11 protein-coding genes are annotated in these 11,053 nt (G+C 41.9%); 9 read left to right on the forward strand and 2 right to left on the reverse strand.

Annotated elements, in window-relative coordinates:
- From BW928_RS11695 to BW928_RS09595, 9 genes are all read left to right on the forward strand, one after another.
- On the forward strand, positions 1 to 726 hold a 726-nt coding region (locus BW928_RS11695), incomplete at its 5' end, for a VENN motif pre-toxin domain-containing protein (protein WP_076556000.1).
- A gap of 55 nt (positions 727 to 781) precedes the next feature.
- Positions 782 to 1,234, forward strand: a complete 453-nt coding sequence (locus BW928_RS09560) for a hypothetical protein (protein ID WP_076556001.1) — start codon at positions 782 to 784, stop codon at positions 1,232 to 1,234.
- A 43-nt stretch (positions 1,235 to 1,277) separates the two neighbouring features.
- Positions 1,278 to 1,688 carry a DUF596 domain-containing protein gene (locus BW928_RS09565; protein ID WP_078310333.1) on the forward strand — a complete coding sequence of 137 codons (411 nt, stop codon included), beginning with the start codon at positions 1,278 to 1,280 and terminating at the stop codon, positions 1,686 to 1,688.
- A 144-nt stretch (positions 1,689 to 1,832) separates the two neighbouring features.
- Positions 1,833 to 2,384 (forward strand): ankyrin repeat domain-containing protein, encoded by a 552-nt coding sequence (locus BW928_RS09570; RefSeq protein ID WP_311195269.1) that lies wholly within the window; start codon positions 1,833 to 1,835, stop codon positions 2,382 to 2,384.
- 345 nt (positions 2,385 to 2,729) lie between these two features.
- The gene (locus BW928_RS09575; protein ID WP_076556004.1) at positions 2,730 to 3,095 is read left to right on the forward strand and encodes a hypothetical protein; all 366 of its coding nucleotides are present in this window, start codon (positions 2,730 to 2,732) and stop codon (positions 3,093 to 3,095) included.
- Positions 3,096 to 3,302: 207 nt separating this feature from the next.
- Positions 3,303 to 3,776, forward strand: a complete 474-nt coding sequence (locus tag BW928_RS09580; protein ID WP_076556005.1) for a hypothetical protein — start codon at positions 3,303 to 3,305, stop codon at positions 3,774 to 3,776.
- Positions 3,777 to 3,983: 207 nt separating this feature from the next.
- The gene (locus tag BW928_RS09585; protein WP_158078450.1) at positions 3,984 to 4,289 is read left to right on the forward strand and encodes a polymorphic toxin-type HINT domain-containing protein; all 306 of its coding nucleotides are present in this window, start codon (positions 3,984 to 3,986) and stop codon (positions 4,287 to 4,289) included.
- A 191-nt stretch (positions 4,290 to 4,480) separates the two neighbouring features.
- Complete coding sequence (locus BW928_RS09590) at positions 4,481 to 5,803, forward strand: solute carrier family 23 protein (RefSeq protein ID WP_076556007.1); 1,323 nt, start codon at positions 4,481 to 4,483, stop codon at positions 5,801 to 5,803.
- A gap of 135 nt (positions 5,804 to 5,938) precedes the next feature.
- Positions 5,939 to 7,438 carry an alanine/glycine:cation symporter family protein gene (locus BW928_RS09595; protein WP_076556008.1) on the forward strand — a complete coding sequence of 500 codons (1,500 nt, stop codon included), beginning with the start codon at positions 5,939 to 5,941 and terminating at the stop codon, positions 7,436 to 7,438.
- A gap of 34 nt (positions 7,439 to 7,472) precedes the next feature.
- Here BW928_RS09595 and BW928_RS09600 read toward each other — a convergent pair whose 3' ends face one another.
- Both BW928_RS09600 and BW928_RS09605 read right to left on the reverse strand, forming a co-directional pair.
- A complete protein-coding gene (locus BW928_RS09600) occupies positions 7,473 to 9,458 on the reverse strand; it encodes a MacB family efflux pump subunit (protein ID WP_076556009.1) in 1,986 nt (661 codons plus the stop codon).
- Positions 9,459 to 9,475: 17 nt separating this feature from the next.
- Complete coding sequence (locus BW928_RS09605; protein WP_076556010.1) at positions 9,476 to 10,801, reverse strand: efflux RND transporter periplasmic adaptor subunit; 1,326 nt, start codon at positions 10,799 to 10,801, stop codon at positions 9,476 to 9,478.
- Positions 10,802 to 11,053 lie beyond the last annotated feature (252 nt).

Here is an 11,053-nt window from a genome sequence, read left to right on the forward strand (position 1 = left end):
GCAGGCTGTATTTCTGCTGAAATTGCCAAAAATGACTGTGAATCAGCTGCCCTAGGTGCTATGATAGGTGAGATGTGGGCGGATAGAAAAATAGACAATCCAAACACCTTAACCGACAAACAAAGACAACAAATCATCAACGAATCTCGCCTAACTGCAAGCTTTGCTGCCTTTATCTTTGATAAAGACATCAATACCGCAGCAGATATGGCTTCTGAAGTGGTTAGGTGGAATTCTACCGCTGAAATTGCACTGGGGCATGAGTGGAATCAAATTACTGATGATACAGATGGCACTTATGCTAAGGAGCAATTGCAGGCGATTAAAGGTGCTTTAAAAGATATTTCTGATAGTATAATGAGCGTACATCAGTATTATAATGACATGATACTAATTAATGTTTCTGGCGGCGTTTTTAGCTACACTCTAATTATCAATAGTAAAAATGGAAAAGTCTATAGACCCGAATTATTTGAAGTAACAACCTCGTCAACTTTACTCTCTGGCGGAGCTTCAGTCAATTTTGGTAGCATAACTGGCGGCTTTAAGAATGATGGTCAAATTGATCGAATAATTTTAGGCTCATCTGTTGGTTTTCAAGGGTGTTATGGGGCTTGTGTAGGAGTTATTAAAACCCAAGCTAAGGATACAATCATAACCTATGGGCTGGAACTCCGCAAATTGGAGCCACAGGCGGTAAAATGGTTTATACAGGAGTTCAATTAACCAAAAAACAGATCCGAGATTTGTTAAGAAAGCAAAGATAGCAAAGATAGCAATTATGAAAAAATTTATTCTAGGTTGTTGGGTAACGGTAATAATCTTGGTGATTGCTGGTGCAATCCAAAATTTTTATCAGCCAAAAACTAAAAATAAGCAAGAATTTCTTCAACTTAAACAAGATGTTAGGCTTTGGTTGAGTGCAATCACACAAGGGGGTGGAAAATTTGATTTAGTTGAGTATCAAAAACCATCAATTGTTTACTCACTATCCGCCCAAGCCAAGAATAACTCGTTTACATTACAAAACTTAATTTTAACAAATATAGAAAACATGGGTATTTGGAATAGGACTAAACCGCCCTTAAACAATCCATACACGACATATATCGCTACTTATTGCCATGGCGAATACAGTCTAATTGTTTCTGAGGTTGTTAACCAGCCAATGCAAGATCAAATCTTGGACATTACCATCTCGTGGTTGCACAACCAGCCCTGCCAAGATAATTGACAGTGATGTCAAGATAGAGAGTTAAATAATACAGGGTCTTATTATGACAGATGTTAAATCTCAATATTTAGCTAGGCTTGAGCAAGATATTGAATCGCTTTTTGATTATGACCCTGACCGACGAGTATTTATGGGAATGTTTGGTCAACATCTAGGGGCATTATACCTGACTGTAGATGATTTTTCAGAAATTTTTGAACACAAGGTGGAAGCATTTTTTATGCTCTTTTATGCAATGCTGCAACGAGGGCATTTAAAATTACAAAAAGATGGGCAAATTTTAGAAAAAAGTCCTAAAGAGTGGATATCTATCTTTACAGAATCTTTTCCTAAAACAGATATGCCTTATGGAGCGTATCAAGGCGATATTATTCTTTGGTTTTCTGATGATCACTGTCCTGCTTATGCTGTTTGGGTAGATCCAATTGATGGCTCTTTACAATGGGCATCATAATAACTTTATAAACGCTCGTCCTGATTATTTTAAACTTGAAAACAGAAACGATAACCAAAGCCATCGCAATGAAAAGCCTGGCAATGGAGATTTAGAAGATATCATTAAAGATATCAAGCAATTTAAACGAAAACAAGGTATTAAATGATGAGCTACAATCCAGAAGCTGAAGAACAAGGTGTTTACATCTTATCAGCTTTCAAAGATGGTATGATTGATGATGCACTATATTTAATAAATAAATATAGTGACAATCACAGTATTTGGTATACATCTAAATCAACAAAATGGAATTGGTTGCATAAAATTTTATTAAGCCCCAGTTCTAATAATTATAAGACAAGTTTATCGGTAAAATACCTTATCGATCTAGGTCTTGACATTAATGCTCAAGATGGATATGGCATGACGCCACTGCATTATGCTTTGCGTAGTGGCAATGCAGAAGCTGCTATTGAATTATTGAATGCAGGGGCTGATCCTAATATTCCTAATATTGACAATCTACGCCCTTTATCCATGGCTGCTTATACCAAAGAAAGAAGTTTAGAAGTACTTGAACTTATGCTTGAAAAAGGCGGTAATGTTCATAACATCATCAATGAAAATGAAACCATCTTGCAAAGTTGGACACCACAAGAGAACTCTGAGCAATGGGAAATTGATATTTATAATATGATGAAAAAATACTCTTAATTTTTCACCCTGCCTGTATACACTTTGTATACAAATTTTTATCCTGTATTTCATACAGTTAAAATAACTTTGTCTACAAATTGTAGACAAAATCAAGCATTTTAAATCAATAACTATTTGATTTAAAATGCTTGATTTCACTCTTTAGGGTGTGTGGTAGGAAAATTATTGCCCAAAAAGCAATAGTTAGCCATTAAATTTTGGTAAATTTACTAAAAATCTTTAAAAAATAAAAAATCACCAAAACAAGCGGTTTTCACCCACCCCACCCCACTTTCTTAAGCAATGGCTGATAAAATTCTGCTCGTTCAGGTTTTAATCAGATATAATAGTACAGAGTAATATATGAACAATTGGAAAGATTTAAGTAAAAATACAGGGCTGGCTTTGGGAATGCTTGACAATCTCAAAGTTGAGCAAGATATTTTGCAATTTTATGCTACATTTGATAATTGTAAAAAATTGATTATATTTGATGGGTTTTTTAGCTTTAGGTTTTTATTTGAAAGTTATGCTTTTAACATTTTAAACCATCATAGATTAGATGGGATTTCTTGGTTGTTTGAGTCATCACAGACAGAGTACTCTCAATGGTTTGATACACAAAGCGAAAAAATATACAATAAAGAATATAGTCATTATAGGTTGGTATTTTTAAATCATATTGTTGATGTTTTAAGTCAAAAACCACCTTTGATATTTAATAGATAATCTAATTGCTTGTTGATAAAACAGCTATAATGGCAATTATCCAAGCCCCTGACGGCACTTGGGTTGTCTATAGACCTGCAGGTAAAGCAGGAAAAGATACACTACCTACCACAGCTACTGTGGAGCTTAGTAGTTCTCGCATAATCAAAAGCATAAGAAATGACAAAAAAGGTAAATTAAAACTTAAATTCCCAAAGGAATAATCAAATGAATATGTCATCTTTTCATGCAACAGAAGCACAATGGTTTTTAAGGGTTCTAATTACCGATCCCATGTCGTCAATATATGTACTGAGAGGTTCAGGAACGTGGCAATTCGCTGTCGAATTTATTTACCGTATATACAGCTGTGGTTTGACAGACTTTGCTTTTGATGTTTTAACCAAGAGTGAACAAAGCCCAAATACAACCTATGATGGCATTGAGGACTTTTGTTATCATTTGTCTATTACTGATCCTGATGATTTTGAATCTATAATCTGGATAGATGCTAATATCATTTTAACTCCATTTGGTCGCAAGCTGATGGAAGAATATTTTAAAGATTCTTCTAAAGACTGGAGTAATGAGCTTAACATACCTTTTATTGAAAAACTTGAAGATATTTTTACTGAGCATGGTTTAGAGTGGAATTTGGAAAATCCGAAGTTTCCTGTAGTGGGTAATTCTGAGTATCTATAAGAGATAAAAGATAAAATCGAAAGCAAACATTGACAGGCTAAAAATATAGATTGGTATTATTTAGGTGCGATAGAGTTAATTAAAGAACTAATGCTGAAAATTCAAATTACCAAAAATGCTGGCGGTAGGGTTGTTGATCGGGTTAAGCAAGGGAAAGCCAATTCAAGCAATGTCCAAAAAAGCAAAACCTGCTCATTTCGTGGCGATATGTTAATCTCAACATTGACAGGATACAAAGCTATTGAAAACATCAATATTGGAGATTTTATCTTAGCTAAAAATGAGATTGCGGGAAAGTTAAACTACCAATCAGTTACAAATAAGTACAGCAATCAATATGATCAAAGTGTCTATATTGAAGTTTGGGACAATCAAGGCAATCAACAAACCTTGGTTTCAAATAAAATCCACCCATTTTTTACCAAGGTAAACCAAGCAAACAATCCGCAACCTTCATCAGAGGGTTATGTATATCAAGGCAATATGGCAAATGGTGCTTGGGTTGATGATTAATCCGCCAGTGGCTTTGGGCATCTTGGCTTGCGTGGTGCTTAACTATAAAAAGCTGGCACTGAGATTTGGTCGGTCATTGAGAATGTGGATTGTGCTACCAATGAAATTTATTGGCATTTGCGGTGATTCGGTGATAATATAGCAACATTTGACTGGGTTAATTTACATTTTGATGTGATTTTGGGTTTAGTATGACAAAATGGTTTCCAAGTTTTCGCCCTTATCAAGGCAATCTTAGCACCACCGCTGTTGCAACCGATGAATATCTGCCACCTGCTCAGACCATTATGCTGGGCTTGCAGCATGTGTTGGCGATGTTTGGGGCGACAGTGCTTGCACCGATTTTGATGGGATTTGATGCCAATTTGGCAATCTTGCTGTCAGGGTTTTGTACGATTTTATTTTTTGTGATGACCAGAGGACGAGTGCCGAGCTATTTGGGGTCGTCTTTTGCTTTTATTGGCGTGGTCGCTGCCGCAACTGCACACGCAACAGGCTCTGGGGCAAATCCCAATCTGGGCTTGGCATTGGGCGGTATCATTGCCTGTGGTGCTTTGTACGCACTGATTGGTTTTGTGGTAATGGCAACAGGCACTGCATGGATCGAAAAACTCATGCCACCTGTGGTTACTGGGGCGGTGGTGATGATTATTGGGCTAAATCTTGCCCCCGTAACCGTGTCGTCTGTCGCAGGCAAGCCATTTGAACTGTGGATGACGCTCATAACAGTGCTGTGCATGGGCATGATTGCTGTTTTTAGCACAGGGTTTGTGCAGCGGTTATTGTTACTGCTTGGACTTAGCTTGAGCTATGTGATTTATGCCATTGTTACCAATGCGCTGGGCTTTGGTACGCCGATTGATTTTACGGCGATACAGACGGCAGCATGGGTGGGTATGCCAAATTTTGCCAGCCCTGTGTTTGATGCCAATGCCATGCTTATCATCGCACCTGTGGCATTTATTTTGGTTGCGGAGAATTTGGGGCATATCAAGGCAGTGGGAGCAATGACAGGTCAAAATCTCACCCCAGAGCTTGGACGGGCGTTTGTTGCCGATGGTGTGGCAACGATGATTTCAGGCTCGGTGGGTGGTACAGGCATGACAACCTATGGTGAGAATATCGGCGTGATGGCGGTTACCAGAGTGTACTCGACTTTGATTTTTGTGGTGGCAGGGCTGTTTGCTATTATTTTGGGATTGTCGCCAAAGTTTGGTGCGTTAATCTCAACCATTCCAACCCCTGTTTTGACAGGTGCGTCTATCGTGGTGTTTGGTCTGATTACCATCGCTGGGGCAAAAATTTGGATTGACAACCGTGTGGATTTTTCGGACAACAAAAACCTGATGGTAGCGACAGTTACGGTGATTTTGGGTACGGGGAATTTTGGTTTGATGCTTGGCAGCTTTGATTTGGGTGGTATTGGCACGGCAACTTTTATGGCGATATTTTTGCATTGGCTGCTTAGCCTTAGAAAAGGCAAATCCAGCCACACGCAGAGCAATCATGCTTAAGCGGTTAAAATTTTGCGTGATTGTTACAAAATTTTGCTTTATAATTGGTCTTGTTACACCAACTGCCCAAAGGCAGATTAAATGACAAAAAGGAAGTGGTATTTTGCCGCTTCTTTTATTTTTTGGAAAAAAGTTATGTACAATAATCCTTTATCTTGTTTTAACCAGCCTGATTTTGTTAATGGCTTGGATTGTGCAGTGCAAGCGGTTAGCACGCCTTTGTGGGATATTTTAATTTGGTTGCTGATTGGCATTGGTTTGTTTTTTACAATTTTTTCAGGCTTGGCACAGTTTCGCCTGTTTGGACGCAGTATCAAATCAATGCTGGGCAGCCGCAAGCATGATGGCGAGGGCATTTCTGGCTTTCAGGCTTTTGTAACGGGATTGGCGAGCCGTGTCGGGGTTGGCAATGTTGCAGGGGTGGCAATTGCCATCAGTATCGGCGGTGCTGGTGCAGTATTTTGGATGTGGCTGATTGCCTTGATTGGTATGTGTTCGGCACTTGCCGAGTCAAGTCTTGCCCAGCTGTTTAAGGTGCGTGATAAGGCAACAGGGCAGTTCCGTGGCGGCCCTGCTTATTATATTGAGCAAGGCTTGGGACAAAAATGGCTGGGGCTGCTGTTTGCTTTATCACTGATTGTGTGCTTTGGTTTTGTGTATCAGGCGATTCAGTCAAATACCATCACGCTTGCCATCGCTTCGGCATCAGGGTGCATGACAGATACGCCAGAGTGCCAAAGTGATTGGCAGATTTATAAGCATGTTGTTGGGGCGATACTGGTGGTTCTGACTGCACCGATTATCTTTGGCGGCATTAAGCGTGTGGCAAGAATCGCTGAAATTATCGTGCCTGCGATGGCGTTGGTATATCTTTTGGTGGCTGTGGTGATTATTGCGATGAATATCACGGCGTTGCCTACGGTGATTGCATTGATTTTCCAAAAGGCATTTGTCTTTGAGGCGGCAGGCGGTGGTCTGTTTGGTTCAATGGTGTCAATCGCGATGATGCAGGGGATTAAGCGAGGCTTGTATTCTAATGAGGCAGGTCAAGGTTCTGCACCCAATGCCGCTGCCGCTGCCAGTGTCAAGCATCCTGTGGAGCAGGGCAATATCCAAATGCTTGGCGTATTTGTGGATACGCTTATCGTCTGTTCTTGCACGGCATTTATTATTTTGTTGGCACAATTGCCCGAAAATGCAGCAAGCCTGACAGGCATTCAGCTCACCCAAGCGGCACTTGAGAGCCATGTGGGCAGCTGGGGACAGTATTTCTTGGCGGTGATTTTGTTTGTGTTTGCCTTCTCAACCATCATTGGCAACTACGCCTATGCTGAATCCAATATGCAGTTTTTAAAGGACAATTCGGCTCTTTTGACAGTATTTCGTATGCTGGTATTGGGCTTTGTTTACTTTGGTGCAGTGGTGAAAGTTGATGTGGTATGGAACATGGGTGATTTGACAATGGGCGTGATGGCATTTATTAACTTAATTACCATTTTGCTGCTGTCTCGCTATGTGTTTGCCTTGGTGAAAGATTATCAAAATCAGCTCAAAGCTGGCATCAGTGAGCCTGTGTTTAAACTTGCAAATTTTGACAGCAAGCTAAAAGACAAAGTCAAATCTGATATTTGGTAAACTAAAAAAATCCAGCCATTGGCTGGATTTTGTTTTAGCGACCAAGTGCCTCAACAGGGCTTAGCCGTGCGGCATTGCGTGCAGGCAGGTAGCCAAAGACGATGCCAATCAGTGTCGAGCAAATAAAGGCAGCAACAATTGACAAGGGCGAGACAATCATACCAAAATCCTCACCGCCAAAGCGATTGACCAGCACGCCAATCACCAGCGACAATAACACGCCCAAGATACCACCTAGGATGCACACCAACACTGCTTCTATCAAAAACTGCTGCATGATGTCGCTTTGGCGTGCACCGACAGCCATACGCACGCCGATTTCGCTGGTGCGTTCGGTAACAGATACCAGCATGATATTCATCACGCCAATGCCACCAACGATTAAGGAAATGATGGCGATTGAAGAGATAAGCAGCGTCATCGAATTGGTGGTGGATTCAACCGCTTGGCGGAATGAATCGGTGTTCATGATGTTAAAATCATCTGTGCCGTGCCGTGATTGAATCAAATTGCTGATGGCAGTTTCGGCAACTTCAGAGGGTGTATTGTCATCAATCAGCACCACAAATCTATCAATATAACTGCTGCCAAGCATACGATACATGACGGTGGTGTAGGGCATATACAGCTGGGGTGTGTTGGTTTGGCGACCAAAACTGGTGTCTTTGCTGTTTAGTACGCCAACAACCTGAGCAGGCACATTACCAATCAAGATAATCTGACCGATGGGGTCTCCCTTGCCTGCAAAAAAAGTTTTGTAGGCATTATTGTCCAAAATGACATCTTGGGTCATTTTTAGAATGCTGGATTTATCAAACCCTTGCCCCATTGCCAGTTTTTCGCCCGTTACATTCAGATATTCATCACCAACGCCGTTGATATTGGCGGTGGTTTCGATATTCTTGAAACGAGTGGTAACACTGCTATCAACTTGGGGGCTGACGCTTTTGGCATAGGGCTGGGCGGCGACAGCTTCGGCATCTTGGACGGTTAGGCTATTTTGTCCATAGCGGCGTCTGGGGTCACCAAAGGGATAGCCGTTGATTACTGTGATGGTATTTGTGCCCAGTTGATTGATTTCAGATAGGATTTTTTGTTTGGAGTCCTGCCCCAGACCAACGATTGACACCACAGAGGCAATACCAATAATAATGCCAAGCATGGTCAAAAGAGTACGCATCTTATGAGCCATCATTGCAAAAAGCGACATTTTGAAGGCTTCTTTTAGACGGTCAAAAAGCCCAAACAGGCGACCTTTGCTGGCAAATTTGGTAGCATTGACTGGCGGTGTGTTGGTGAGGCGTGCATTTGCTGTATAATAATCATCAACAATATAACCGTCCTTTAGCTCAATCACTCGCTCGGCTTGACTGGCAAGCGATGGGTCGTGTGTTACCATGATGATGGTATGCCCTGCCTGCTTTAGCTCGTGCAGGATTTTCATCACCTCAATGCCTGATTGGCTGTCAAGTGCCCCTGTGGGTTCGTCCGCCAAGATAACCTCACCGCCATTCATCAAGGCACGAGCAATTGAGACACGCTGCTGCTGACCGCCAGAGAGCTGATTGGGGCGGTTGTGTAATTTTTGCCCAAGCCCTAATGAGCTAAGCAGTTTTTTGGCTCTGTCCCTGCGAGCGTTGCCATCCATGCCAGCATAGATGGCAGGCACGATGACATTATCTTCTGCATTGATATCGGCAAGCAGGTGATAACGCTGAAAAATAAAGCCAAAATGCTCACGGCGAAGTTTGGCAAGTGCCTCACCATCAAGCTCATCAACGGATTGGTTAAAAATACGATACTGTCCAGAGCTTGCCTTGTCTAGGCACCCCAAAATATTCATCAAGGTGGATTTGCCAGAGCCTGACTGTCCAATAATGGCAACCATCTCGCCTTGATATAGTGTCAGATTAATGCCGTGCAATACACGAATCGTGCCATCGCCTGCGGCAAAATCTCGCACCAAGTCCACCACTTCAATCAGCGGTGTTTTGTTGCTTTGCGTGGTTGAGCTGTTCATACTGCCTCCTTGCTTGATTATCGCATCATTGGCGATCTGCCTCGATTGCTGTTACCACGCTCATCACCACCTTCGCCGCCTTCGCCGATAACGATGGTCTGACCCTGTTGTAGCCCAGAGAGGATTTGGGCATTGACACGGTTATTAATGCCAACTTTTACCTCAACAGCTTCGGCAAAGCCGTCCTTGCCAATAATTTGCACGGTAGTTTTGCCTTTATCGGTTTTGATGGCAGAAGCAGGGATAACAAGAGCATTTTTTGCCTGATCGATGATGATATTGACCTGTGCTGTCATATCAATGCGAAATCTGCCATCGCTATTATCCACATCAAGATAGCCGATATAATACACTGCCGAACTGGTGCTGCTTATGCTGCTGATGGTCTCTGGGGCAGGTTCGATACCCTTTAAGATGGCGTTATATTGCTCATCTGGATTGCCGATGATATTAAATCTTGCGGGCATATTGGGGCGAATGTTAATCACATCGGCTTCGGAGATTTGGGCGTTGATACGCACACGGCTCAAGTCAGCAAGCGTTACGATGGTCGGAGCGGATTGGTTGGCATTGACAGTGGTGCCTTGTTTTTGGGTAACTGAAACCACAGTACCGTCCATCGGAGCACGAATGGTAGTATGGCTTAGCGATTCTTCGGCAGTGATGACATCATTTCGTGCCTTGCCGATAGCGGCTTGTTGGCTTTTGATGGCGGCTTTGGCATTATTTATTGCAGTTAGGGCATTTTGGTGGCTTGCTTGGGCGGTTTTTAGGGCGGCTTCGGCAACGGCGACTTTGGATTGGGCTTCGTCATACTCTTCACGGCTGATGGCGTTAATCTCTATCAGTCCTTGTAGTCGCTGAAAACTTTGGCGAGCACGGTTAAGCTCGGCTTGGCGTGTCTCAACACTGGCAGCAGCTTGGGCAACTTCACCTTGACGAGCCGCCAAATCCCCTTGTGCTTGGCTTAGGTTGGCTTCGGCTTGCTCAAGTGTTGCTTTGGCGTTGGCAGCAAGGTTTTTTTGTTCCACTTGGCTGATTTGGGCGATAATGTCGCCTTTTTTGACAAAATCACCCACATCAACATACAGGCGGGTAATCTCACCTGAAACTTGCGAGCCGACATTGACCGTCTCGATTGCTTTGATTTTGCCCGATGCCATGACGGTATTTTCGATATCTTGCCTTTGCACCTCACCAGTCAAGTAGGTCGGTGCAACAGGGGTGGGGTTGAGTTTTTTATAAATAAAAAATGCCAATAATAAGATAAGCAGGGCAGCAATAAACCATTTGAGATATTTGCGATGACCTAATTTTGACTTGGAGGGTTTGGTAGCTTGCATAAAATATTCCGTAGATGAGGCGGACGAAGTTACAGGATTCTATGCCTTAATTTTTGGCAAATCTTCATTTGCAATCATGGCAAAACAGCCAAGGTGGCGTATTTTGCCAAATCATTGATGCAAAAATCGGATAAATGTAACTTTGTATCACTAAAGCAAAATTTCGCCTTATCATATCAAGTTATATTTAAGCGTTATCAGAGTAAATGATTATATTTGTAATAAAATGTAAATTTTTGTAAATTAATCAGC

Source organism: Moraxella cuniculi DSM 21768 (assembly GCF_900156515.1).
GTDB classification, from domain to species: Bacteria; Pseudomonadota; Gammaproteobacteria; order Pseudomonadales; family Moraxellaceae; genus Moraxella; species Moraxella cuniculi.

What these genes read in the sequence shown, in the direction of transcription:
- BW928_RS09560 (WP_076556001.1), top strand. Translation starts at nt 782, where the DNA reads ATGAAAAAATTTATTCTAGGTTGTTGGGTAACGGTAATAATCTTGGTG.
- BW928_RS09565 (WP_078310333.1), top strand. Translation starts at nt 1,278, where the DNA reads ATGACAGATGTTAAATCTCAATATTTAGCTAGGCTTGAGCAAGATATT.
- BW928_RS09570 (WP_311195269.1), top strand. Translation starts at nt 1,833, where the DNA reads ATGATGAGCTACAATCCAGAAGCTGAAGAACAAGGTGTTTACATCTTA.
- BW928_RS09575 (WP_076556004.1), top strand. Translation starts at nt 2,730, where the DNA reads ATGAACAATTGGAAAGATTTAAGTAAAAATACAGGGCTGGCTTTGGGA.
- BW928_RS09580 (WP_076556005.1), top strand. Translation starts at nt 3,303, where the DNA reads ATGAATATGTCATCTTTTCATGCAACAGAAGCACAATGGTTTTTAAGG.
- BW928_RS09585 (WP_158078450.1), top strand. Translation starts at nt 3,984, where the DNA reads ATGTTAATCTCAACATTGACAGGATACAAAGCTATTGAAAACATCAAT.
- BW928_RS09590 (WP_076556007.1), top strand. Translation starts at nt 4,481, where the DNA reads ATGACAAAATGGTTTCCAAGTTTTCGCCCTTATCAAGGCAATCTTAGC.
- BW928_RS09595 (WP_076556008.1), top strand. Translation starts at nt 5,939, where the DNA reads ATGTACAATAATCCTTTATCTTGTTTTAACCAGCCTGATTTTGTTAAT.
- BW928_RS09600 (WP_076556009.1), bottom strand. Translation starts at nt 9,458, where the DNA reads ATGAACAGCTCAACCACGCAAAGCAACAAAACACCGCTGATTGAAGTG.
- BW928_RS09605 (WP_076556010.1), bottom strand. Translation starts at nt 10,801, where the DNA reads ATGCAAGCTACCAAACCCTCCAAGTCAAAATTAGGTCATCGCAAATAT.